This is a genomic window from Chryseobacterium daecheongense, from assembly GCF_003729955.1.
Taxonomy (GTDB): Bacteria; Bacteroidota; Bacteroidia; order Flavobacteriales; family Weeksellaceae; genus Chryseobacterium; species Chryseobacterium daecheongense.
Genome location: NZ_RJTX01000001.1, coordinates 598,523 through 624,625, shown reverse-complemented (window position 1 = coordinate 624,625; position 26,103 = coordinate 598,523). Strand labels below are relative to the sequence as shown.

Here is a 26,103-nt window from a genome sequence, read left to right as displayed (position 1 = left end):
GACAGTTTACCAATATTGATGCCTTGAAATGATTGTTAGATTGGCAAACTCTTTCATGGGTAAATTTTGCAAAAAGTATGATAAAAATCTTTTTTTTACCAATTGCGGGTTTGTGAAGTTTCACTATATTTGCACCAAGAAAAAATTTAGCAATGGCAAACCAAATTAAAGGAAAAATTTCTCAAATTATTGGTCCGGTAATCGACGTAGTTTTTACAGAAGTGGAGGCACTTCCAAACATTTATGACGCGTTAGAAATTCCAAAAGGAAACGGTGAAAAATTAGTCTTAGAAGTAGAACAACATATTGGTGAAGATACAGTAAGATGTATCGCAATGGATGCAACTGATGGTCTTCAGAGAGGTCAGGAAGTAATCGGGTACGGAAACCCTATTACCATGCCAATCGGTGATGAAGTGAACGGAAGACTTTTCAACGTTGTTGGTGATGCTATTGATGGACTTCAAAATGTTTCTAAAGAAGGAGGTCTTCCTATCCACAGAGAAGCTCCGAAATTTGATCAACTTTCAACTTCTGCTGAAGTTTTATATACAGGTATCAAAGTAATCGACCTTATCGAGCCTTATGCAAAAGGAGGTAAAATTGGTTTGTTCGGTGGTGCGGGTGTAGGTAAAACCGTATTGATCCAGGAGTTGATTAACAATATTGCAAAAGGGCACGGTGGTCTTTCTGTATTCGCCGGAGTAGGTGAAAGAACGAGAGAAGGAAATGACCTTTTGAGAGAGATGTTGGAATCAGGAATTATCAAATATGGTGATGATTTCATGCACTCTATGGAAAATGGAGGTTGGGATCTTTCTAAAGTAGATTTAGAAGTAATGAAAGATTCTAAAGCTGCTTTCGTTTTCGGACAGATGAACGAGCCGCCAGGTGCGAGAGCTAGAGTTGCCCTTTCTGGTCTTACATTAGCTGAGTACTACAGAGACGGTGGAGAGAGCGGACAAGGTAGAGACGTACTTTTCTTCGTAGACAACATCTTCCGTTTTACACAGGCTGGTTCTGAGGTATCTGCACTTCTTGGTCGTATGCCATCTGCGGTAGGTTACCAACCAACTCTTGCTTCTGAAATGGGAGCGATGCAGGAAAGAATTACTTCTACCAAAAACGGATCTATTACTTCAGTACAGGCAGTATATGTGCCTGCGGATGACTTAACTGACCCGGCTCCTGCAACTACGTTTGCTCACTTGGATGCAACTACGGTACTTTCCAGAAAAATTGCTTCATTAGGTATCTATCCAGCGGTAGATCCACTAGATTCTACTTCAAGAATCCTGGCTCCTGAAATTATCGGAGATGAACATTATGACTGTGCTCAAAGAGTAAAAGAAATTCTTCAAAGATATAAAGCGTTACAAGATATCATCGCGATCTTAGGTATGGAAGAACTTTCTGAAGAAGATAAATTAGTAGTTTATCGTGCAAGAAAAGTTCAGAGATTCTTATCTCAGCCATTCCACGTAGCGGAACAGTTTACAGGTATTCCGGGAGCTTTGGTAGACATCAAAGATACCATCAAAGGATTCAACATGATCATCAATGGTGAATTAGACCACTTACCAGAAGCTGCTTTCAACTTGAAAGGAACTATCGAAGAAGCTATCGAAGCTGGACAAAAAATGTTAGCTGAAAACGCTTAATTTTTTAATGCTTTATGCCTAAAGCTTAAAGCCTAAAGCCTATAAAAAATGAATATAAAAATTTTAACACCAGAATACGTAGTTTTTGAAGGAGAAGTAAGTTCAGTATTACTGCCGGGAAAAAAGGGTGAATTCCACATCATGCAAAACCACGCGGGAATTGTATCTTCTTTAGTAGGTGGCAAAGTAAAATTATATGTGAACTCTATAGATGAAGCATATGCTAAACACTTTACCAAAGAAAATGAGAAAGATTCTGTTTTCTCTTATTACATCAAAAGTGGTGTTGTAGAATTTAATCATAATAAAGGAATTATCCTTTGTGAATAATTAAATGAAAAGCTAAATATATTTTCAAGAAAGTGTAACTTTGTTACACTTTTTTTTATGTAATGTAAAAGTCTGATTTTATGAAGAAAAGTACAATCATATTCTTTACAATATTGGGTATTCTCCTCAATGCTCAAAATATTAAAACCAAAAGAGGAATCATAACCATAGATGGGATTCATGTCGCAAAAATTTCCAATAAATCCAATGAATATACTTTCATGGATCTCAAGGAAACTCCCATTTACACGATGGAATTTATTGACAAGAGTATAGTGGACTCTGTACGTGACAGTTACATCAGAATTAATAGAATTTATAATAAAGATAAAACTCTGGAGTTGGATTATATTTCTCCTTCTGCATTTTCAGGAGAAGAAAAGTCAGCAGTATATACCTCTGTTAAAGGCTTAAAGATCATTGATAATAAAGGAATCAATATCAAGAATTTGGATGAACTTTTTTCTAAATCCCCTAAAAGGAATTTAGACACCAAAACAAAAGAAGCCTATTCAGTCAGAAGTAAAATTGATAAACTGAATATTACCGTCAATAATGTAGGAGAAATATTAAGCAACGGTAAGCCTGTAGGCTATTTTACCAATTTGCCGGTGAGTTTTGGTTCTGAGGATACCATCACCGACAAGACTTTTGTGGATATTGAAATCTATGATGCCAACAGCAAATATATTGGCAGATACATCACCACTACGAAACAATTAAAAACAGCAGGCGGAAAAGTTTTTACCATTTACAGGGAAATGTCCGGAAGAGCTTCACTCTTGAAATTTCCAACATACAAGGCTATTGCAGAAAGAATGGCGATCATGGACCCGAATTTTATTAAACTTCAGGGTAAATTAACAACTGGCCCTGTTACAAAAGAAGGTACTGATAAGTAAAGAATTTCATGGATCTTTGATTAGCTTTAGGCTGGTTTCAGTTTTTTGTGAGAAATCGAGATCAGTATGATCATAATCAGAATAGAAATAAGGGAGGCATTGAGAGTTCCGAGATCTAATCCTCCCTTCGCTAAAGGTTTGGTAAGGAAATCCCCAAAAGTTGCACCAAAAGGTCTTGTAAAAATAAAAGCGATCCAAAATAAAAGCACGTGATTAATCTTCGTATAATAGTGAAGTAGTATCACTGCTATAATAATGCAGCCACAGATCAAAGCACCTTGCAGATAACTCAATCCTAAATTGTCATTTAAAAAATCTCCAAAAGCAGTTCCCAAACTGTTGGAGAATAAAACTGCAGTCCAGAAATAAAATTCTTTAATTCTTTCAGAGATGGGATAATATTCAAGATTTTTAAATTTATTAAACCATACGTACAGGGTGGTCAATAAGCAAAGAATCAGTAAAATACTTCCTGCAGCATATCCCAAGTGTAGGCTTCTATCAATAAAATCCGAAATTTCTGTTCCTAAGGTGGTTGTTCCTATGATAACCAACCAATATAAAACAGGAACATACTTCTTGGAGATTAATTGAAGCGATAAGACCAAAAGGAAAAAAAGAAAAGTAATAATAATCCCTTTTGCATATCCCAGATTAAGTGTCATTGAAAGAAAATCACCCAAAGTTTCACCTAAAGTCGTTGCTATAATTTTCATTACCCAAAATAAACCGGTAATTTCAGCAACTTTATTAATGGGCTTTTCTAATTGGTTCATGATTTTTTAATATACAGTAGGAATACAATTCTATTTCCATATCATCTGTATTTTAATTAAAAAAATATTAAAATTATATCAGTAATCTTTTCAACCAGTATAACTTATAGACTAAGAATAACTCCATTATCTTTCAGTTGTTGCATGGGTTTTGAGAACCAGAATAATTCAAAGTCTTCAAGGTTTTCTTCAAATTGAACTTTAAGCTGCTGAAGTGTAATCTTTCTTTCGCTTTCTATAGAATGTTCAGCAAGCACTTTCATCAGCCATTCTGCTTTTTCCTGCTCCAGATCTACATTTATGATGTTTGTTTTTAAATGGAACGTAAGTCGCGTATATGGCCAGGAGTTTTTCTTTTTTGTTTTTATGAAATTCTCAGCGATTACGTTTTTATCCGGGAAAATAATTTTTGAATTTCCCTTAAAGCTAAACTGGTCTTCTTCCAAAAGGCAATCATGAATGTAATCCGGATGAATGGACGTTTGGGGAATTTTAAAATCAAACCAATCCTGCAAAGGAATTTCAAAATTAATTCCGTGCATATAATTGAAGAGAGATTTTCTTAATCCGAAACTAAACTTATTATGATCAATTCCTGTTTTATCTTTAAAGTCTACGTCATTGTTGGCAAACAGAATTTCCTGCTTCACCGGAATAACTCCAAACTCTTCGGGATTCAAACCTACCGGCGAATGAGCCGTCATGGCGAACTGATGCCAAAAGGCACTTTGCATAATTCCCATTTCAAACATCTGCCTTACCATTTCCAGAGAATCTACCGTTTCCTGAACCGTTTGGGTAGGGTAGCCATACATCAGGTAGGCATGCACCATAATTCCTGCTTCTGTAAAATTTCTTGTTACCTGGGCAACCTGTTCTACGGAAACACCTTTATCAATTAGCTTTAATAATCGGTCACTTGCTACTTCCAAACCTCCCGAAACGGCGACACAACCTGAAAGTTTTAGCAAGAAACACAGATCTCTCGTAAAGCTTTTTTCAAAGCGGATATTCGTCCACCATGTTACGACGAGTTTTCTTCGCAGAATTTCCAGGGCAACCTCTCTCATTAAGGCTGGTGGAGCAGCTTCATCCACAAAATGAAAGCCTGTTTCTCCAGTAGTCTTAATGAGTTCTTCCATCCTGTCCACCAGAATTTTAGCGGAAATCGGCTCGTAGATTTTAATGTAATCTAAAGAAATATCGCAAAAAGTACATTTTCCCCAATAACATCCGTGAGCCATGGTAAGCTTATTCCATCTTCCGTCACTCCATAAACTGTGCATAGGATTGGCAATTTCAATAACGGAAATGTATTGGTTTAACAACAGATCGGAATAATCGGGAGTACCGATTTCTGCCTGCTTATAATCGTGTTTTTTTGAATTATTTTTATAGCTAACCTTTTGATCTTCAATTAAAAAAGTTCTTTTGAATTGAGATTCTTCTTTTTGCTCGGAATGACAGATATGTTGATGAAGTAGTTCAATAGGTAATTCTCCGTCATCCAATGTAATGAAATCAAAGAATTCAAAAACTCTAGGATCTTTGACTTCTCTGAGTTCGGTATTTGGGAAACCTCCTCCCATAACGGTTTTAATATGAGGATAATGTCCTTTAATCAATTGTGCACATCGAAAACCGGAATATAAATTCCCGGGAAAAGGAACGGAAAAACAAACCAGCTTAGGTTGAATAACATCCAGTTTTTCCTGAAGAATTTTTAAAGTGATCTGATCAATAAATGTTGGTTCGCCCGAAAGCTTTGAATACAATTCATCAAAAGAATTGGCACTTTTTCCTAAACGTTCCGCATATCGGCTGAATCCGAAATCAGGATCGATATGTTCAACAATATAATCAGATAAATCTTCTAAATATAAGGTCGCCAGATGTTTCGCTTTATCCTGTAACCCCATGTTTCCGAAGGCAAACTCCATATCATCCAGTTGGTTGAAGCGGGAAGCTTCCGGAAGAAAATTCATGCTGCAAATCTGTCTTGCCAGGGTTGGATTTTTTCCCTGGAGAAAGAAAATAACCTGATCAATGGTTTTAAGATATTCTTCCCTTAAAGCAAAAATTCTTTGAGAATTTTCCGAAACCGTTTTCAGATCAATTTTTGTATTAAAAACCTTCTGAAGTCCTTCTGTTGAAAATAGTTTCAAGATCACTTCAATTCCCAGATCCATCTGATAGCTGGATATATTTTTGGTTTTCAGAAAACCTTTAATATAAGCAGTTGCGGGATAAGGGGTATTCAGCTGAGTAAATGGCGGAGTGATAAGAAGCAGATCTTTCAACAGTAAATTTTTTGCAAAGTTATTTTAAATATTCCAGATTTTAATGATGAACAGCTTTTTTACTACCCGCAAGAACATTCAAGATAACTCCTAAAAGAATCAGGACAATTCCAAGGAATAAATTGAAGGTAAATTTTTCATCAAACATCAAAACACTTACCATAACCGCAACCACAGGTTCCAAAGCTCCTAAAATGGCGGCAGGAGTGGAGCCTATACTTTTAATTGAAAAAACAAGGCACAATGTGGAGATTACAGTCGTAAGAAGTGCAAAGACAACAAAATTAAAGAATACTGTTACAGAAGGAATCGCAAAAGATTCTTGTCCTATCAACGATTTAATCATGAAGAATAGAGAAGTGAAAAGCATGGAATAGAAAGAAAGCTTAAATCCTGAAACCTTACTATTTGACTTGTTGACAATAATGATATAAAGCGCATAAAAAAGAGAGCTTAACATCACAATTCCTAATCCTGCAAAGTTGATTTCTAAGCCTTTTCCTTTTAAGCATAAAACAATTACTCCAGCAAAAGCAAGAAGTAATGAGAGAATAGAAAGCTTTGTGAGTTTTTCCCTATAAAAGAAAAACATGATGAGTGCTACAATAACCGGATAAATAAATAATACCGTGGAAGCAATCCCCGCAGTAAGATAATCATATCCTAAAAATAAAAACTCCGAAGAAAGCGCATAGCAGATTCCAAGTATGGCCAGAACAATTCCTTCTTTTTTATTGATAGAAAAATTCTCTTTGGAATATAATAAATATCCGCCGATCATTAATGCTGAAAAGAGAAATCTGTAAAACAGAGTAATATCCAATGAAAAATGGGCCTGTTTCACAGGTAAGATAAAAATCGGAATTAGTCCGTATGATACCGATGAAATGATTCCTAAAGCATATCCCTTAAACTTCATTGATAGATGTATTAACTTTGAAATGAGTCATAAAAAAACCACTGATGAAGAACAGTGGTTTTTTATTTTTATTAGATTGGTTTGAAGCTCAAACCTTGCTCTTGTAATAATTTTTGTTCCTGTTCCTTGTAATATCCGCTTACCAGTTTATCGTGGATCGCTTCAAATGCTGCAAGTGTTTCATTGATTTCTGCATCTGTGTGAGAGGCTGTAGGAATTAATCTCAATAAGATCATTCCCTTAGGAATTACCGGATATACTACAACAGAAGTAAAGATTCTATAGTTTTCTCTTAAGTCTTTTACCAAAAGAGTAGCTTCTACCGGAGTTCCCTGCATCATAACCGGAGTTACACAAGTATTGGTATCTCCAATGTTGAATCCTCTTTCTCTAAGTCCGTTCTGTAGTTTATTCGTATTTTCCCAAAGTTTAGCTTTGATTTCCGGTCTTGTTCTCAAAAGCTCTAATCTTTTCAATCCTCCGATTACCATTGGCATCGTTAAAGATTTAGCGAAGATCTGAGATCTTAAGTTGAATTTTAAATATCTGATGATTTCTTTATCTCCCGCTAGAAAAGCTCCGAAACCAGCCATAGATTTAGCGAAAGTAGAGAAGTATACATCGATCTGATCTTGACATCCCTGTTCTTCACCAGCTCCGGCTCCTGTTTTACCAAGCGTACCGAATCCGTGGGCATCATCTACCAATAATCTGAATTTGTATTTTGATTTAAGCTCGCAGATTTCTTTTAACTTCCCTTGCTGTCCTCTCATTCCGAAAACTCCTTCCGTAATAACTAAAATTCCTCCTCCTGTTTCTTCCGCTACTTTAGTTGCTCTTTGAAGGTTCTTTTCAAGGCTTGCAATATCATTGTGCTTATAGGTAAATCTTTTTCCCGCGTGTAATCTTACACCGTCAACGATACAAGCATGGGAATCTACATCATAAACAATTACGTCATTTCTGCTCACTAAAGCATCAATGGTAGAAACCATTCCCTGATAACCGAAATTCAATAAATAAGCGGATTCTTTCTGAACGAAATCTGCCAATTCTCTTTCTAACTGTAAATGTTGTTCTGTTTCTCCGGACATTGCTCTCGCTCCCATAGGATAAAACATACCGTATTCAGCTGCAGCTTTGGCATCCGCTTCTAACACTTCAGGGTGGTTACACAATCCCAGATAGTCATTAGCGCTCCAGAAAATAACTTCCCTTCCCTGAAACTGCATTCTTGGTCCGATAGGCCCTTCCAGCCTTGGGAAAATAAAATAACCTTCACCGTAATCTGCAAACTGTCCAAGAGGTCCTGGATTTTCTTTTATTCTTTCAAAAATATCCAACATTTTATTAAGTAATTTTTAAGTAAAAAAGCCTTTATGATCTACAAAAAGGCTTGATTTGTATCGTGATTTATTATTTTTTTTATTTAATGAATTCTGTTTTGAAAACTTCATCATAATTGTGAACGCAATTGTTGATAAAACCTTGTTCCGCCATCCATTTGTCACTGTACACTTTGGTGATGTATCTTGAACCGTGGTCCGGATAGATCAGGACAATCACATCGTCTTTTGAAAACTCATGAGATTGTGCATATTGTAATAACGCCTGTGTAACAGCTCCTGTTGTATAACCTCCCATGATGGCTTCCTTTAAAGCGACTTCACGGGTTCTGTAAGCTGACATTTCATCATTCACTCTTACGAACTCATCCACTTTATCAAATAAAAGGGCAGAAGGGATTAAATTTTTTCCCATTCCTTCGATCTGATAAGGATGAACATCTTCCTTATGGATTTCACCGGTTTCGTGATAGGTTTTTAGAATAGATCCATCTGCATCTACACCAATGATCTTGATAGCAGGATTTTTTTCCTTCAGGAATTTAGCAGAACCGGATAAAGTTCCTCCTGTTCCTGTACATGCGAAAAGGTGAGTGATTTTTCCCTGTGTCTGTTCCCAGATTTCAGGACCTGTAGTCTGATAATGGGCATCAATATTCAGCTCATTGAAGTACTGATTGATGTACACAGAATTAGGAGTTTCTGAAGCAATTCTTTTGGCTACTTCATAATAAGATCTCGGATCATCTGCGGGAACGTTGGCCGGGCAAACATATACTGTAGCACCCAAAGCTTTCAGGTAAGAAATCTTTTCCGGCTTGGTTTTATCGCTTACGGCAAGAATACATTTATATCCTTTGATAATACAAACCATAGCAAGAGAAAATCCTGTGTTTCCGGACGTAGTTTCCACGACTACGGAGTCTTTGTTTAATAAACCTTTTTTCTCAGCGTTTTCTATAATATGAAGAGCAATTCTGTCTTTGGTGGAATGTCCAGGATTATATGATTCTAACTTGGCATATACGGTTGCAGGAATATCTTTCGTTACAGTATTTAGCTTCACCATAGGAGTATTTCCTATAAGGCCAAGGATATTATCGTAAACATTACTCATTATTTGTTATTTTTCAATAAAAATCTGACCGCAAAAATACAAAAAAATAAATAATTTTTAAACTTTTGTTCAATTAGGTAAGTATCAATAAACAAATATTCATCTTTTGTTTTGCAATACAGCTCTATAAAGGTCTCAAAAACTGCGCCATTTTTTTTAAATTTTGTTAAAATCCTCATAAAACAAACTAAAAACCTTATTTTCGCGTAATTGATTTAATACTATGAAAAATTGGACTTTTAGGCAATGGAACACCATTTTAGGATGGGTTGTTTTCGTTATTGCATTTTTCACGTACTTGTCAACTATAGAACCTAATTTTAGTTTTTGGGACTGTGGAGAGTACATTTCCTCAGCAGTGAAACTGGAAGTAACGCACGCTCCCGGAGCTGCTCTTTTCCAGATTGTAGGTGCTGTGGCGGCAATGTTTGCATTAGGCAAAGGCGAAAATTATTCCATTGTGATCAATGCGATGTCCGCATTGTTTAGCGCGTTGACTATTTTATTTTTGTTCTGGACAATTACTCATTTGGTGAGAAGATTATTGAACAAAGATTTTGAGGAAGTAACAAAACATCAGGAAATTTCTATCCTGTTTGCCGGAGTGATCGGAGCTTTATGCTTTACTTTTTCCGACACTTTTTGGTTCTCAGCCGTAGAAGGAGAAGTATACTCGATGGCTTCCATGTTTATCGCACTATTAGTCTGGTTGATCACCAAATGGGAGAATGAATATACCGCTCCTGACAGTGAAAGATGGATCATTTTGATCTTCTTTATTTTAGGACTTTCTGTTGGGGTACACATGATGTGTATGTTGGCTATTCCGGCAGTTTGTTTGATCTATTATGCAAGAAACTATACGTTTAGCTGGAAGAGTTTTCTTTGGGCTAATGTGATTACACTGGTTGTTCTGGCATTTGTATTCAAAATTATTTTCCCGGTTATCATGACGTTATTCGGAAAGCTGGAAATATTCTTCGTGAATGGATTAGGATTACCTTTCCATTCAGGAACTATTGCAGCGTTCATTCTGATGGTTGTGATCTGCTATTTCTTAATTAAATATGCCAGAAAAGCCAAAAGAAACGTATACCAAACAGTGGCTTTATCTGTAGTATATATGATCATTGGTTTTTCCTGCTGGATGGTAATTCCTATCAGAGCCAATGCAAACCCGCCAATGAACCTTAATGATCCGGATACGGCAATCGGTATGTTGGATTATTATAACAGAGAACAATATGGAGATTGGCCAACTATTTACGGACAAAACTATACAGCTTTCCTGGATGCAAAAGGAATTGAAAAGAACGAAGATGGAAGCTATAAAACCGTAAAAACCGGAGATATCTATGAAAAAGATGAGAAAACCGGGACTTACAGAAAAACAGGAGACCGATTCAATTATGTGTTCAATAAGTCTCATGTAAGCTTAATGCCAAGAATGTTCAATGAAGATAAGGATGTGATGTCTAATTATGTTTCCATGTACGGAGCCCCTGATTTTACGTTCAATTATGGAAATGAAGATGTGGCAGACAGCCCTGAAGCAAAACAGATCTTTGATGAACTGAGACAAAAGTATGAAGACGGTTCTATTACCGCAGCAGATTATTTGAAAGTAAGACCCTATGATCTGATCAACGTTCAGAGACCATCTTTTGGACAGAATATGGATTACTTTATTACTTTCCAGAATGGGTATTATTTTGTCAGATATTTGATGTGGAATTTCGTAGGGCGCCAGAATGACCTTGAAGGACACATGGAAATTACCAACGGAAACTGGATTTCGGGAATTTCTTTCATCGATGATGCTTTATGGGGAAGCCAGGAGAAAATGCCGGCAAAATTCAAAAATGAGAGTACTGTAACCTTTTTCTTTTTACCTTTAATTTTAGGATTAATTGGATTCTTTTTCCAATTGAACAGAGATTTTGGAAGATTCTACGCGTTATTATCATTATTCATTTTAACAAGTGTAGGGATCGTTTTCTATACGGGGGTAAAACCTTTTGAACCAAGAGAAAGAGATTATGCAATGGTGGGTTCCTTCTACGCCTTTGCCATATGGATAGGATTAGGAGCCGGAGCTATTTTATGGTTCTTACAATCCAAAGTGAAATCCAATGCTGTTAATATTATTGCAGGTATAGTATTGTTAGGTGTGCCTTTAATGATGGGCTTCCAGAATTATAATGTACATGACAGAAGCAACAGATATACAGCGTATGATTATGCCTATTCAGTATTAAAATCATTGCCGAAAGACGATATTTTATTTGTATATGGTGATAACGATACCTATCCGGTTTGGGCGATCCAGGAGACAGAAAGATTCAGGGATGATGTGAAGGTGGTAAACTTTACTTTGGCATCAACTCCATGGAATATAGATCAGATTAAAAGAAAAACATACAATGCCGCAGCTATTCCGAGTCAATTGACGCATGAGGATTACAGAGACGGAGTGAATGACCAGATCTACCTGATGAAAAAGGACGATTGGGAAGGTTTGTTCTCTATGCTGAAGGAACAGGGAGCTCCTGAAACAGAATTCCAGCAGTTCAGAAAATATCTTACTCAGGATTCCATGACCTTGAAAGAAGCAATGAACTTCATCAAAATGAAATCTCCTGAAAAAGATGAGCTGTTGAAAATGTACTTTGGAGAAGAGAAATATGAAAAATATAACATTCTTCCGGTAACCAAATTTATTTTACCGGTCAACAAAGCTAATGCGGTGAATGCAGGAATTATCAGACAGGCAGATCTACCGAATACCGTTAAGCAGATTATGATTAATTATAAAGGAAATACTCTTTATAAAAATAACCTGATTATGCTTGATCTATTGGCAAATTTCGATTGGAAGCGCCCGATCAATTTCTCTTCAGGAGGAATTTATGACAGTGAGAATATTTTCTTCCTTGATGAATATCTTCAGTTTGACGGATTCAGCTACAGGCTGGTTCCCATCCATACCCTGCAAAATGCAGATGGAGATTTGGGTAGAGTAGATGCCAACTCTTTATATAATGTTGTGAAAAACTTCAGATGGGGTAATTTTAAAGATCTGAATGCTCATTTTGATGAAACGGCAACTTCTAATATCATTAGCTACAGAGGAGCGGCAAGTAGAGCGGCAGCTGCGCTTTCATTAAGCGGACAGAAAGCTAAAGCGATTGAGTTACTAGACTTAGCTGCAAAAGAAATCCCAGCCGAAAAATACAATGATCCTCGTTCATTAAGCTCAATGGTGTACGGATACATTGTAGCAGGACAAGAGCAAAAAGGCTTGAAACTGGCAGAAATCCTTAAGAAAGGAATCTTTGAAGAATATGATTATTATTTAAGCTTAAGCAAATCTGATCAGGTGTACCTGAGAAAGCAGATGAGAGCAAAACCAATGGAATACTCTCTGGTTGTTTCAGCAGTTACAGATGCTTACATGAAAATTGGTCAGAAAGATAAAGCTTACGATTACCTTGTGAAATCTATTGAGCCTATCGACAAAAAGTTCAATACTTTCATTAAGGATCTACAGCAATTAGGAAAAGAAAAAGCGATGAGCGAATCTGAAAATGTACAGAAGATCACGCCATTCTACCAGTACTTATTTGATATCATGCAGCCATTTGATTCTACGTATTCGAAAGAAAAAGAAAATCAGATTACCACTGCCATTATTAAAGCGACACAATAATCTAAATACTTTGAAAACGGAACTTCGGTTCCGTTTTTTTATTGGCTTTCATGAATTTTAAGATTATCTTTGTACCACATAAATGAGCACGATGACTGAAACAAAGAATAGTAAAATTCCTATCTATGCTGTATTATTGACAGTAGCTTTCAAACTTCTTTTCTTACTCACGCATTACATCCAGGAAGATTCTTTTATTACCTGGAGAGTAGCCCAGAATTTACTGGATTATGGAGTAATAGGTTTTAACGGAAATACTAAGATCTCTGCATCAACCACTCATTTGTATGTTTTTGTCTCTTATTTATTCAACCTGATTTTTGGGAAGGAAAACTTTATTATTCCTATTCTGATCTTTAATTCTTTATTGTTTACAATAGGAAGCTTGCTTTTATCTCATTTGGTTTTAAAAAATCCGTGGCATAAAGCCGTTTTTATATTCCTGTTGGGGATTCTGCCGCCTTCCATTAAGATTTCCATTCTGGGGATGGAATATGGATTATTGTTCTTCCTGGAAATGCTATTGCTGTATTACGGATTCAAAAAAGAAAAAAAATGGGCCTTGATCGTTTTGCCGGTTTTGATAATGTTTACAAGGATTGACACAATTATATTCTTAGGAATGGTCTTCCTGGTAGATGTTTTTTGGAATAAAAAGATAAGATGGAGCTATATTTGGGGTGGGATTTTGGGAGTTTCCGTATCCTTGGCTTTTAACTGGTTTTATTTCGGAGAATTGGTTAATAATACCATTGTAGCGAAGAAACTTCTGTATGACCATAATTTTACGACCCAGCAAAGTATAGAATATTTCACCGCCAATTACGGGAATTTCTGGGGGATGTTGAAATTACCAGGAAATTTTAATCCCCTAACGATCGTTATTTTACTGTTTGAGCTCTTGTGTTTTATTTATCTGATCAGACAAAGGGAAAAAAGAAACTATTTCTTATGGATAATATTCCTGTTCGGATGGGCAAAACAGATCATTTTTATTTCCCAGAAAAGTTTATTTGACTGGTATTATTGGGTACCACAGCTGTTGCTTTTTGTTCCGGTTCTTATATTTATTTTAGAACAGAAAGTAAAAAGAAACTGGTGGTTATCTTTGTTGATCATATTCTACATTCTTCCAATGCTTGCTTTTCAAACCATTCATTCTATTGCTACAGGAAACGGAGAATGGAATTACAGAAGACAAATGGGAATATTTTTAGGAAATTATGAAAAAGATAAAAACCAATGGATTTTCCTTGAACCGGCAGGATATATCCCATATTTCTCCGGCTTGAGAACCATTGATGATGTAGGTCTTGTTGACAAGCAGATTCAGGAAGAAATCAAAAAAGATAAGAAACATTACTGGATCAATACGGTAAAGCACAGAAAACCCAAATATCTGCTTTCCTATGAGGATTTATTTGAAGGCGAAAATGCTGAATATTACAAAACTCATTATAAAATATTAAAAGAATTCCGTGTGAAGGATTATATAAAAAGTGATAATAAGATCCTCGAAAAAATTTATAAACTGAAACCTTCGGGAACGGATTATAACCTATACGTTAGAATCAGAAATTAGATTTTAGAAAAACTCATACACCTTAATACCTAAACTCTATCACCTGTGGACTCTCAAACAAAAATAAACCCTAAACTATGAAATACTGTGCTTTTCTTCGAGGTGTCAATGTAAAAGGAACAAACATGAAAATGGCAGATGTTTGTCAGGTTTTTAAAGAAGCTGGAATGAAAGAAGTTGTTTCAATTTTGGCTTCAGGAAATATTATATTCTCATCTGATAAAAAAGCAGATGAATTAAAGAAAATCCTTGAAAAAGCAATGTCGGATCATTTTTCTTACGAAGCATTTTTATTTATAAAATCTCAAGGTGAAACAGAAACCTTCTGGAATAGTAACCCTTTCACTAAAAATGAAGATCTGCATATTTATGCTTTTGTAGGAAATCCTGGGGTGGACAATATGCTGATGCAGGAGTTTGACAATGCCGCCAAAACGGAAAATGAAAAAGCACAAATAGTCAATGACATTTTTTACTGGCAGGTTCCGAAAGGAAATACCTTAGACTCTACTTTTGGGAAGATTTTGGGTAAGAAAAGCCTGAAAGATCAGTTTACCAGCAGAAATATTAATACTTTCGAGAAAATTCTGAAAAAATTTTAAAGCTCGATTGTTGTTTTTTCAATATTTCTTACCCAGGCTAACTTTTTTATTGTAAAGATATAGTTAGTTGAATCGGGTATCTTACAATAAAGAAGATGATTAAGTCCTCAATAATTTCCGGTTCTAAAACTTTCTCAGTATTTTTACTGAACTTTTTAATATAATAAAAATGATTCAGTATTTAGATAATATTCATCACAAAGATTCCAACAACTTTTTCCTTATTGCGGGGCCATGTATCATTGAAGGCGAAGATATGGCATTAAGAATCGCTGAAAAAGTGATTGAGCTTACCAATAAATATAACATTCCTTATATTTTCAAAGGAAGCTTTAAAAAGGCTAACCGAAGCAGGGTAGATTCATTTACAACGATCGGAGAGGAAAAATCCCTTGAAATTCTTAAAAAAGTAGGTGAGACCTTCAATATTCCCACGACAACGGATATTCATGAAAATGAACATGCTGCTTTGGCAGCTCAATATGTGGATGTTCTGCAAATTCCGGCTTTTCTTGTAAGACAGACGGATTTGTTGGTGGCGGCGGCAAAAACAGGAAAATGTGTTACTTTGAAAAAAGGACAGTTTCTTTCTCCGGAAGCCATGAAATTTGCCGTTCAGAAAATAACGGACTCAGACAACCAGAAAGTAGCCATTATCGAAAGAGGAAATTCTTTCGGGTATACAGATCTGATTGTTGATTATAGAGGAATTCCGACCATGAGAGAGTATGCTCCGGTGATTTTGGATGTAACGCACTCTTTGCAGCAGCCTAATCAAAGTTCAGGGGTTACAGGAGGAAGACCGGATCTTATAGAAACCATTGCCAAAGCAGGAATCGCAGTAGGTGCAGACGGAATTTTCATTGAAACCCACCCGACGCCGGAAACTGCTTTATCGGATGGCGCTAATATGTTGAGGCTGGATTTATTGGAAGATTTATTGCAAAAATTAACAAGAATCAGAGAATCGATTTTGTAATTGTTAAAAATTAATTAATTTTAGGAATTCTTAAAATATTTCTTTTGAAAAAACTAGTTTTACCACTAAGCCTTATGGTTCCTTTGTTGGTTTTCTCCCAAACGAGAAAAAGGGATACAACCACTAAGGTGACCGAAATTGAGGAAGTTATTTTCCAGAAAAAAACTACAGGAAAAACCAATGACCTTACCACTGTAAAAATTTCAGCCAAAGATGCTCAGCAGGTAGCGAGTATTTCAGGAGGTATTGAAGGGATTATTAAAACATTACCTTCCGTAAACTCCAACACCGAGCTTTCTTCACAGTATATGGTGCGTGGTGGAAACTATGATGAAAACCTTATCTACATTAATGATATTGAAATTTACAGGCCTTTCCTGATCAGAAACTCACAACAGGAAGGGTTGAGTATTATTAACCCCGATATGGTTTCAACCGTCAACTTCTCCGCAGGTGGTTTTGAGCCAAGATATGGAGATAAAATGTCTTCAGCCTTGAATATTTATTATCGTGAGCCGGAGAAATTTGAACTTTCAGGAGAAGCAAGTTTGATTGGAGGGAGATTAACAACAGGTTTTGCTTCAAAAAATCAAAAATTAACTGCTTTATTTTCGGGAAGGTACAGGAATACCAATTTGGTTCTTAATACATTGAAAGAAGATACGGATTTTAATCCTACCTACTGGGACTTTCAATCCTATATCAATTATCATATCAGTCCGAAGTTCTCTTTATCATTCATAGGATATTACTCCAAGAATGATTACGAAATGATTCCGAAAGAAAGAAGCGTGGATTTCGGGACCGTTCAGATGCCGCTTAACCTTACGGTTTTCTATGACGGTAGAGAAGATGATAAGTATAAAAATATGATGGGAACGGTTTCTATGAACTATAAGCCATCAGACAAATGGAGATTTACTTTAGACAGTTTTGCTTATCAGAACAGGGAAAGAGAATATTATACCATTTCATCAGCGTATATTTTACAGACATTTGACCCCATTACGGGAGCACCTGTTACGTCTTACGATGTAGGCGGACAAATAGAGCATGCCAGAAATGATTTATTTGTAAGGACTTACGGTTCTCAGTTCAGAACAAGATTTTCCCCTAACGTTAATACGGATATTGAAGTAGGATTCAAATTTGAAAAAGAAAATCTGAAAGACCTTACCAACGAATGGAAGTTAGTAGATTCTGCAGGATACAGTACACCAAGACCACCGGACGATCCCAGATTTGGTGATCCTTCTGATCTTGATCTGTTCTACAGAATTTCCGGAAACAACAGTATTGAGCCTACAAGACTGTCGGCTTATGCACAATATTCTCAGAAGTTTTTCTGGGGTAGCAATAAAGTATTCATTAACGCCGGAGCCAGGGTTTCCCACTGGAGCTTTAATAAAGAAACCATTTTTTCTCCAAGAGTACAGTTTGCCATAAAACCGGATTGGGAATCCGATATGTTGTTCAGGCTTTCCGGAGGGGTGTATTACCAGTCACCTTTCTATAAAGAGATCAAAGATTTAAACGGAAACTTCAATTCAGATATAAAATCACAACGTTCCATCCAGGCGATCTTGGCGAACGATTTTGAATTTTATATGTATGACAGGCCATTTAAATTGACAACAGAAGCTTATTATAAAAAAATGGACAACCTTATTCCATACTATATGGATAATGTGAGAATACGTTACTCAGGGAAAAATAATGCTTCAGGATATGCGTATGGAATCGATACCAGACTATTCGGAGAATTTGTTCCGGGAGTTGATTCCTGGTTATCTGCAAGTTATGCAAGGGTATATGAAAATATAGATGGACAAGGGAATATTCCGAGACCTACAGATCAAAGATTCAGATTTGCCATGTTCTATCAGGATTATATGCCAAAGTTTCCTTCCATGCGTGTAAATCTTACCTTGGTATATGCAATGGGATTACCAACAGGAGCACCGGTATTTACCAATCCATACAACTACCAAAAAACATTGCCTTCTTATAAAAGAGTAGACATTGGGCTTTCCAAGGTATTCATAGATCCTAAAAGCAAAAACAGACCTTACGGTTTCTGGGGTAACTTTGAAGAGCTTACCTTAGGAGTACAGGTTTTCAACGCATTTAATATCAATAATACCGTTGCCAACCAATGGATCACAGATTCTACAACGAATTTGATGTATCCGGTTCCGGTACGTTTGACAGGACGCTTCTTCAATGTAAAACTTGAGTTTAAGATTAAATAGATTATTAGAAGTTAGAAGTTAGAAGTTAGAAGTTAGATTGGCTGATAAATATTAAAATCTATTCAATCTAATCTGCAAGAACAATAAAAGCTAAACTCCTGAAAATTCAGGAGTTTTTTATTTAGTCTGCTGAATTTTATAACAACAATACCAAATTTTATAACAACGCTTTCCAGGAAATTTCTACCTTTGCTACAGAGCTATGAAAAAGATTCTTGCCATATTGTTTTCTGTTTTCTACTTCGGGTTTTCTTCCGGAGCGGTTTTCAGTATTCATTATTGTATGCAGGAATTTGTTTCTGTAAGTCAGAAAGTTGATGATATTTGTGGCAAATGTGGCGTTAAAACCAAAAAAGACTGCTGCAAGACAGAGATCAAAGTAGTAAAGGTTGATGATTCCCAAAAATCTAATTTACTGACCATTGATCTTGTAAAGCATTTTGCTGAACCGCAAAAACATCAGTTTTTCTTTGAAGACCGATCTTTTTCAGCTTCGAAATTCACTTCTGTTCAAATTAACGGACCACCGGATATACGGTTTGTCCCCATTTTTATACATCATTGTCATTTTAGAATTTAGAATCCGTCAGTCGCAAGATATTCATATCGTTACGAGCGACATGGTTTACCGTAGCCACACGGTTATTCTTTATTAAAAATTATTAATTCTAAAATTATAAAACAATGAAAAAGTATATCATCACAGCAGTATTCGCTTTATTTTCAGTAATTTCTATTTCCGCACAGTCAAAATCTGATGCACAGGTTTCTAAACTTTATCAGAATTATATCGCCATCAAATCGGCTTTAGCTTCCGATGATGCGGATAAAGCTTCAAAAGCAGCTTCAGAATTCATTAAAACAGCTTCAGCGATAGATTATAAAATGGTTTCAGAAGGAAATCTTAATATTCTTAGAAAAGACGCAACATTAATTTCTGATGCGAGAACGATTACCGCCCAAAGAGAAACATTCTACAACCTTTCGGATAATATGATTGCATTGACTAAAGAATTCAAGCTATCTGAAAAACCAATATTTGTTCAGTATTGCCCAATGGCAGATGGAAGTTGGTTGAGCGATGAAAAGCAGATCGTAAATCCTTATTACGGCAGTTCAATGCTATCTTGCGGAACGGTAAAGTCAGAGATAAAATAATTTATTGTATTGATTTTTAAAACAAATAGTTATATAGTTAAAGTTATAAATTGCTTTAATTCTATTCAACTATTGAAATTAACAAAAGAATTAGAAACAGTATGAAAAAACTGATGATATTTCTGATGCTTTTATTCTCGGTTTTCAGCCTTGCTCAGACTACAAAGACTTACTATACCTGTCCGATGCATCCGGAAGTGGTTTCTTCAAAACCAGGAGATTGTCCGAAATGCGGAATGACATTGGTAAAAAAGACAGTTGTGGTAAAGCCTAAAGTAGTTCAGAAGCCACAGGCGAAACCGGCTCCAAAACAGGAAATAAAAGTTGCGGAACAAAAAATAAAAAAACCAACTGTTAAGGCTAAGCCTAAGGTAAAGGTTGAGGAAAAACCCAAAGTAAAAACAAAACCGGGAGTTCAGGCACCTCAGAAAGCTCAAACAGTTGGGAAACCGGACCCCAAACCTAAGACTCAACCTCAACCTCAATTAACCTATACCTGCCCAATGCATCCGGAAGTAGTTTCTTCAAAACCCGGAAAGTGTCCGAAATGTGGAATGGATCTCGTAGAAAAAGAAGATCATACTCATCACCAAGCTGAAAACAATGATGAGGAGAAAACAGAGCTGAAAAGAAATGCTGAAAATGGAAAGGTAACCTTTGGAGGAAGAACAGTTCGGTATGATCTGTATGTGAAAGACACTATTGTCAATTTCACTGGAAAAAACCGTAGAGCTATCGCAGTGAACGGTAAATTACAGGCTCCGACTCTATATTTTACAGAAGGGGATACAGCTGAAATTTATCTTCATAATATGCTGAAAGAAAACACCGGATTTCACTGGCATGGCGTGATTTTACCCAATGAACATGACGGTGTTCCTTATTTGACCACAAAACCCGTTAAACCCGGTGAAACTCATTTGTATAAATTTAAGATTTCACAAAACGGGACATATTGGTACCATTCCCATGAAGCCTTACAAGAGCAGCTTGGAATGAATGGAGTATTGGTCTTCAAAAAAAGAGAAGGAGAACCTAAAACAGAATATACAACAGAAATTCCGGTTCTTTTAGGAGACTGGAGCGATGAAAATCCTAAACAAATTGCCAGAAGACTTCACATGGCCAATACAGATTGGTATGCGATCAAGAAAAATGCGGTTCAAAGTTATTGGGAAGCTATAAAGTCGGGAAATTTCGGAACCAAGGTTTTGAATGAGTGGAAGAGAATGGAAGCAATGGACGTGAGTGATGTATATTATAATAAATTCCTGATTAATGGATTGCCAAGTTCGGATTATTCCAACTTAAAAGCCGGAGATAAAGTAAGGTTAAGGGTTGCCAACGGAGGTTCGTCTACCTATTTCTGGCTGAATTATGGAGGCGGAAAAATAAAAGTGATTGCCAATGACGGAAATGATGTGATACCTGTAGAAGTAGACCGTCTTATCGTAGGAGTTTCCGAAACGTATGATATTGAAGTCACCATTCCGGAAAATAAGAGCTTTGAATTCAGGGCTACTTCAGAAGACAGGATAGGGCATGCTTCGCTTTGGCTGGGCTCCGGCGAGAAAATGGAAGCTCCGAACCTGCCAAGATTAATGCTGTTTGAAGGAATGAAAATGATGAACGGAATGATGGAAATGAGCGGGAATATGAAGCCCATGAACATGACGATGGGTAACCAGATGATGGATATGAACGAAGTCATGTACCCCGAACTTCCTGAAAGCCAGAGAAAAATGACGATGAAGCACATAAATGAAATGATGGGGGTTAAAACTAAAGATGAAGGAAAAGAAGAAAATCATTCCCAACACGGCGGAATGGATATGAAAGAGGAAAAATCGATTAAAAGATTATCTTATAATATCCTAAAATCTCCTGAGAAAACCATTCTTCCTGATGATAATGTAAGAGAACTGAAGTTTACTTTGGAAGGGAACATGAACCACTATCTTTGGACACTGGATAATAAAACAGTGACTGAAACAGATAAGATATTGGTTAAAAAAGGCGAAATCCTGAGAATTACCCTATATAATAATTCCATGATGCGGCACCCGATGCACCTTCATGGCCATGATTTCAGGCTGATCAATTCAAAAGGGGAATATTCTCCCTTGAAAAATGTAGTGGATATTATGCCGATGGAAACCAATACGATTGAGTTTGCTGCTAATCAGGATGGCGACTGGTTCTTCCACTGTCATATTTTATATCACATGATGGCGGGAATGGGTAGAGTGTTCAGTTATGAAAATTCAAAACCGAATCCACAATTGCCCAATAGGAAATTAGCCTGGAAAAACTTTCTGAGTGATAACCGAATGATCAGTTCAATGGCGATGCTGGATGTAGCAAGTAATAAAATTCACGCAGAGACCATGACGATGTTCGGTCCAAGATGGGCGAATCTGAATGAATTTCATTCCAACTGGGATTTCAATCATTTTGACGGAAACTTTAAAGTAGGAAGATTTTTAGGGAAATTTCAATGGGCTTTACCGTATGTAGGTTTCAGGATAAAGAATGCTGAAATGGCGGAAGACGGAATGATGGGAGATGGGCATATGGATGAGAAAGAAAAGAAAACCTGGTTCGGACAGAACAGGACTCCAAAAAATAAAAATACCTTTATTGCCGGTGTTCAATACGTTTTGCCGATGCTCATCCTTGCTGATGCAAGTGTAGATCAAAACGGGAAAGTTCTGTTGGAATTAAGCAGGGAAGATATCCCGATTTCCAGAAGAATAAGAGGGAATTTCAGCCTTAATTCCGATGGAGAATTTACAACAGGATTGCGATATATCCTGCAAAAATGGCTGTCGGTTTCCGGAAATTATGATAATGAATTGGGATGGGGAGCCGGAATTACTCTGACTTATTAAATAAAAAAGGAACTCAATTGGAGTTCCTTTTATGTTTAAAGTATTGATAAAACAAAGATAAATTAATCAGCAATAGAATAAAAAAAAGAATCCAGAATCCAGTTTTACTGAAATTTTTAGAATTAATATATTCCGCCATGCCTGCCAAACTACTTACAAGAGCTACAAAGCCATAAGCTAAATAATTGCTTTTAGCATTATCAAATGAGGGAGATTTCCCTCCAGTATAATATCCGGGGTTATACATATTGTTATTCCATTCATCATACTCTTGGAAAACATCATCCTCCAGTTCAACATCACTTTCATCCAGATTTAATTTATTGAGTATATTAATAATCTTATCTTTTTCGTTTTCATCTGCTAATAGCAATTTCTTCTCGTAATCTGCAATATGATTAATTTTTAAATTGTTAAGATGATTGCTGACAAATTCAAGATTGGATTCGAATTTAAATATTTTTATAGGTATCATAATATGTAAAACTCTAAATGTATTAACCTATTTCTTGATAAGTGGTTTCAGGAAGTTTATTTACAATTATTGAATGGAAAATTATTATTTTAATTTATTCAATTCACTCAATAAAGCATTCTGTTTTTTGATAAAGTTATCTAAACTGTCTGTTTTTAAGGGATGAGCATTTTGGTATTTTTCAATTTCGGGAAGTGTTTTTCTGATTTTAAACGCATCATAAAAGCCATAAAGTTTATAATGATTGATGTTTATCTGGTTTTTAAGCTCTTTTAGTTTTTCGACTTTTACATTATACTTTATTGAACTGTCTTTCAGCAAACTTATAATTTGTTTCTTTAAAACAGAATCTTTAATTCCTTTAGCACGTATTTCTGCATCTGAATAATAGTCATCAGATTTACCGACAATATCATTATACATTTGATTCATTTTACGACTATCTTCTTGCAAGGAATGAAACTTTTCATCAAAATTTGTTAAGCTTTCGTCATTTTTGATTTGTTCATAATAAACAGCATCCACCATTGATTGTATGTTGCTTAGTCTTTTTATCGGAATGCTTGATGTAGTGTTTTCTGCTGCATTTTCTATAAGATCTTCATTTTTAGATTTGTCCTGTTTACACGATAGCAACAGCATTGTAAGAGAAGAAACGAAAAGAATATTTTTCATGGTAAGGTTTTGTTTAAAAGTTGTATTTATAAAATAGAATTTAAATCAAAATCTTTATTATTAAAGTTTAAAAAGACTGTATATTTTCCAGAAGTTAGACCAACACCAAAACTTCCTTTAATTTTCAGTTTACCCTTCTCTATAAATTTTGAATCAAAAGCAATTTTCTTTGAAACATAAGGAAATATATTATGAGTATTGCTTATTTGCAAAATTGGTTGTGCTTGTCTAATAGGTTTGTTAAAAATTAATAGAAATATCTCATCATCCAAAATGACAACATCAGCCTTATTGAACTGATATCTATATCCTAGTTTTCCAGATGATTCCATTTCCATATTGATGCTTTTGATCCATATGAATTCTTTTCCTTTTAATGATTCAAGGAATTGTTGATGCTTCTTTTTAAAATATAAATGAATACCTAAATTTCCGAATACAAAAAAGCAGAGCATTCCGCCGATTATGAAATACATTTCCATGATTTTACAAATATAAAAAAACGGAGCCTGAAAAATCAAACTCCGTTTATTACTTGTTTACACTAAAATTATTTACCTAAATAAGATTTTAAGATCTTGCTTCTGGTATTGTGTTTTAGTCTTTTAATTGCTTTTTCTTTGATCTGACGAACTCTCTCTCTTGTAAGATCGAAAGTCTCTCCAATTTCCTCTAAGGTCATCGGGTGTTTTCCGTTCAATCCGAAGTACAATCTCACAAGGTCTGCCTCCCTTGGAGTCAGCGTATTCAATGCTCTTTCAATCTCAATCTGCAGAGATTCCAGCATCAAATCTTTATCCGGGCTTGGAGATTCTCCTGAACGTAATACATCATAAAGGTTAGAATCTTCACCTTCTACTAAAGGTGCATCCATAGACAGGTGTCTACCGGAGTTTTTCATCGATTCTTTGATATCCTCTTCGCTCATATCCAGAACTTCTGCCAATTCTTCCGGAGAAGGTGGTCTTTCATTTTCCTGTTCAAGGTGAGCGTATGCTTTGTTAATTTTATTGATTGAACCAATTTTGTTTAACGGCAATCTTACAATTCTCGACTGTTCTGCCAACGCCTGTAAGATCGACTGACGAATCCACCAAACCGCATAAGAGATAAATTTGAAACCTCTTGTCTCATCATATCTTTTTGCAGCTTTCATAAGTCCTAAGTTCCCTTCATTAATAAGATCGGGTAAAGAAAGACCTTGGTTTTGGTATTGTTTAGAAACGGAAACTACGAAACGAAGGTTGGCCTTGATCAACTTCTCTAATGCCGCTCTGTCGCCAGCTCGGATTCTTTGTGCCAATTCTACTTCTTCATCCGCAGTAATCAATTCTACTTTACCAATTTCCTGCAAATACTTGTCTAATGAAGCAGTTTCCCTGTTGGTAACCTGCTTAGTGATTTTTAATTGTCTCATTTATTTTATCCTCAAAAAAAGAGTTTACTATATATTATACGTTTGAAAATACAAAAAGGTTACACCAGTTTTAATTATTTTTGAATTTTAATAGAACTTTCTGATAATCAATAGAAATATGAATTTTTATTCATATAAAAAAGCGAAACCGAAGTTTCGCTTTATATATAAGTAATGATATCATGTATTAAAATAAATCGTTCAACACTTTAGCCAGTCTCAGACCTCCATAAAGAAGTTGTCTTTCCATGGTTTCATTGAACTTATACTGATAATCATAAGATAGCTTGGATTCATTTGGAGTTTGAGCATAAATTTTATTAGCGATTTTGTGTGAATCATATAGCCAGTCTTCCAGCGTTCCGGATTGTATCTGCTTTACTTCGTCTTTGGTTTTGATATCCAGAAGCGATGCATATTCCGTATAGCTGTATTTTTGAGAATCCACTAACTTTCCATCCCATACGGAGTGTAAATTGGTTTTTTCCCCGAAATAGGTTACATCAATCTTATTTCCGCCCAAATCTTCAGCTCTTCCCACGTGTAAAGGCTGTGCCAGATCTCCCATGATATGGATAAGGAAGATTAATGCGATCTTTCTGTCTTTTTCAGAAGTATTTTTATCTTTTATTTGAGAAGACAACGTGTTGATCTGAGTATATAAACTTGGCCCTGCCTGCATTTTTAAGTTCTGTTCAAAAGCTTTGAAATCGACTTGTGGGTCTATATTTACATAATGCCATGCCGAAGCCTGCTTCCAAACGCCCGTAGTATCAGATTTAATAAAATCCGGCCAGTTGGCCCAATAGGCAAGACGCTCTTTTCCCATCATTTTTCTGATCTCTCTTCGGGCTTTTCCACAAAGATGGTTTTCTGCAATTTCAGCAATAATCCGATGTCCCGTTAATCCCCATGCATATGAATAAAGAGAAGAGGAAATGAACATCAACATCAGAATTTTAGAATACATACTTTTCATTTCAATAACATTTTCAGGCTGCAAAGATAGGGT

General features: G+C 35.9%; 21 protein-coding genes. 11 read left to right on the top strand and 10 right to left on the bottom strand.

Annotated features, from left to right (window positions below):
- The first annotated feature begins 152 nt into the window (after positions 1-152).
- The 3 genes from atpD to EGI05_RS02855 all read left to right on the top strand — a co-directional run bounded on the left by atpD (position 153) and on the right by EGI05_RS02855 (position 2,893).
- Positions 153-1,661 carry a F0F1 ATP synthase subunit beta gene (gene atpD, locus EGI05_RS02865; RefSeq protein WP_123261553.1) on the top strand — a complete coding sequence of 503 codons (1,509 nt, stop codon included), beginning with the start codon at positions 153-155 and terminating at the stop codon, positions 1,659-1,661.
- Between the two features lie 48 nt (positions 1,662-1,709).
- The gene (locus EGI05_RS02860) at positions 1,710-1,991 is read left to right on the top strand and encodes a FoF1 ATP synthase subunit delta/epsilon (protein WP_123261552.1); all 282 of its coding nucleotides are present in this window, start codon (positions 1,710-1,712) and stop codon (positions 1,989-1,991) included.
- An 80-nt stretch (positions 1,992-2,071) separates the two neighbouring features.
- Positions 2,072-2,893 (top strand): hypothetical protein, encoded by an 822-nt coding sequence (locus EGI05_RS02855; protein ID WP_123261551.1) that lies wholly within the window; start codon positions 2,072-2,074, stop codon positions 2,891-2,893.
- Between the two features lie 26 nt (positions 2,894-2,919).
- Here EGI05_RS02855 and EGI05_RS02850 read toward each other — a convergent pair whose 3' ends face one another.
- The 5 genes from EGI05_RS02850 to EGI05_RS02830 all read right to left on the bottom strand — a co-directional run bounded on the left by EGI05_RS02850 (position 2,920) and on the right by EGI05_RS02830 (position 9,351).
- Positions 2,920-3,669: a COG4705 family protein gene (locus tag EGI05_RS02850; RefSeq protein WP_185144949.1), complete on the bottom strand. Its 750-nt coding sequence runs from the start codon at positions 3,667-3,669 to the stop codon at positions 2,920-2,922.
- A 104-nt stretch (positions 3,670-3,773) separates the two neighbouring features.
- Positions 3,774-5,969 (bottom strand): B12-binding domain-containing radical SAM protein, encoded by a 2,196-nt coding sequence (locus tag EGI05_RS02845; protein WP_123261550.1) that lies wholly within the window; start codon positions 5,967-5,969, stop codon positions 3,774-3,776.
- Positions 5,970-6,009: 40 nt separating this feature from the next.
- Positions 6,010-6,888, bottom strand: coding sequence for a DMT family transporter (locus EGI05_RS02840; RefSeq protein ID WP_123261549.1), 879 nt, complete (start codon positions 6,886-6,888; stop codon positions 6,010-6,012).
- Between the two features lie 71 nt (positions 6,889-6,959).
- Positions 6,960-8,231 carry an aminotransferase class I/II-fold pyridoxal phosphate-dependent enzyme gene (locus EGI05_RS02835; protein WP_185144960.1) on the bottom strand — a complete coding sequence of 424 codons (1,272 nt, stop codon included), beginning with the start codon at positions 8,229-8,231 and terminating at the stop codon, positions 6,960-6,962.
- 82 nt (positions 8,232-8,313) lie between these two features.
- The gene (locus EGI05_RS02830; protein ID WP_123261547.1) at positions 8,314-9,351 is read right to left on the bottom strand and encodes a PLP-dependent cysteine synthase family protein; all 1,038 of its coding nucleotides are present in this window, start codon (positions 9,349-9,351) and stop codon (positions 8,314-8,316) included.
- Between the two features lie 223 nt (positions 9,352-9,574).
- Between EGI05_RS02830 and EGI05_RS02820 the strand changes: the two genes are divergently transcribed.
- The 8 genes from EGI05_RS02820 to EGI05_RS02785 all read left to right on the top strand — a co-directional run bounded on the left by EGI05_RS02820 (position 9,575) and on the right by EGI05_RS02785 (position 22,524).
- A complete protein-coding gene (locus tag EGI05_RS02820; RefSeq protein ID WP_123261545.1) occupies positions 9,575-13,060 on the top strand; it encodes a glycosyltransferase family 117 protein in 3,486 nt (1,161 codons plus the stop codon).
- Positions 13,061-13,151: 91 nt separating this feature from the next.
- A complete protein-coding gene (locus EGI05_RS02815; protein WP_123261544.1) occupies positions 13,152-14,642 on the top strand; it encodes an LTA synthase family protein in 1,491 nt (496 codons plus the stop codon).
- A 77-nt stretch (positions 14,643-14,719) separates the two neighbouring features.
- Positions 14,720-15,244 carry a DUF1697 domain-containing protein gene (locus tag EGI05_RS02810; RefSeq protein WP_123261543.1) on the top strand — a complete coding sequence of 175 codons (525 nt, stop codon included), beginning with the start codon at positions 14,720-14,722 and terminating at the stop codon, positions 15,242-15,244.
- A gap of 169 nt (positions 15,245-15,413) precedes the next feature.
- Entirely contained in the window at positions 15,414-16,223 is an 810-nt protein-coding gene (gene kdsA / locus EGI05_RS02805) for a 3-deoxy-8-phosphooctulonate synthase (RefSeq protein WP_123261542.1), read from the top strand.
- Positions 16,224-16,267: 44 nt separating this feature from the next.
- Positions 16,268-18,475 carry a TonB-dependent receptor plug domain-containing protein gene (locus EGI05_RS02800; RefSeq protein WP_123261541.1) on the top strand — a complete coding sequence of 736 codons (2,208 nt, stop codon included), beginning with the start codon at positions 16,268-16,270 and terminating at the stop codon, positions 18,473-18,475.
- 202 nt (positions 18,476-18,677) lie between these two features.
- Positions 18,678-19,055: an HYC_CC_PP family protein gene (locus tag EGI05_RS02795; RefSeq protein WP_123261540.1), complete on the top strand. Its 378-nt coding sequence runs from the start codon at positions 18,678-18,680 to the stop codon at positions 19,053-19,055.
- A 104-nt stretch (positions 19,056-19,159) separates the two neighbouring features.
- On the top strand, positions 19,160-19,633 hold the full coding sequence (locus EGI05_RS02790; protein ID WP_123261539.1) for a DUF3347 domain-containing protein: 474 nt from the start codon (positions 19,160-19,162) through the stop codon (positions 19,631-19,633).
- A gap of 113 nt (positions 19,634-19,746) precedes the next feature.
- On the top strand, positions 19,747-22,524 hold the full coding sequence (locus tag EGI05_RS02785; RefSeq protein WP_449506041.1) for a multicopper oxidase domain-containing protein: 2,778 nt from the start codon (positions 19,747-19,749) through the stop codon (positions 22,522-22,524).
- A gap of 13 nt (positions 22,525-22,537) precedes the next feature.
- Here EGI05_RS02785 and EGI05_RS02780 read toward each other — a convergent pair whose 3' ends face one another.
- The 5 genes from EGI05_RS02780 to EGI05_RS02760 form a co-directional block, all read right to left on the bottom strand.
- Positions 22,538-22,999 (bottom strand): hypothetical protein, encoded by a 462-nt coding sequence (locus tag EGI05_RS02780; RefSeq protein ID WP_123261538.1) that lies wholly within the window; start codon positions 22,997-22,999, stop codon positions 22,538-22,540.
- 84 nt (positions 23,000-23,083) lie between these two features.
- Entirely contained in the window at positions 23,084-23,674 is a 591-nt protein-coding gene (locus EGI05_RS02775; protein ID WP_123261537.1) for a hypothetical protein, read from the bottom strand.
- Positions 23,675-23,700: 26 nt separating this feature from the next.
- The gene (locus tag EGI05_RS02770; protein WP_123261536.1) at positions 23,701-24,156 is read right to left on the bottom strand and encodes a hypothetical protein; all 456 of its coding nucleotides are present in this window, start codon (positions 24,154-24,156) and stop codon (positions 23,701-23,703) included.
- 68 nt (positions 24,157-24,224) lie between these two features.
- A complete protein-coding gene (locus tag EGI05_RS02765) occupies positions 24,225-25,091 on the bottom strand; it encodes a sigma-70 family RNA polymerase sigma factor (RefSeq protein ID WP_002979276.1) in 867 nt (288 codons plus the stop codon).
- Positions 25,092-25,278: 187 nt separating this feature from the next.
- Positions 25,279-26,070: a S1/P1 nuclease gene (locus tag EGI05_RS02760; protein WP_123261535.1), complete on the bottom strand. Its 792-nt coding sequence runs from the start codon at positions 26,068-26,070 to the stop codon at positions 25,279-25,281.
- Positions 26,071-26,103 lie beyond the last annotated feature (33 nt).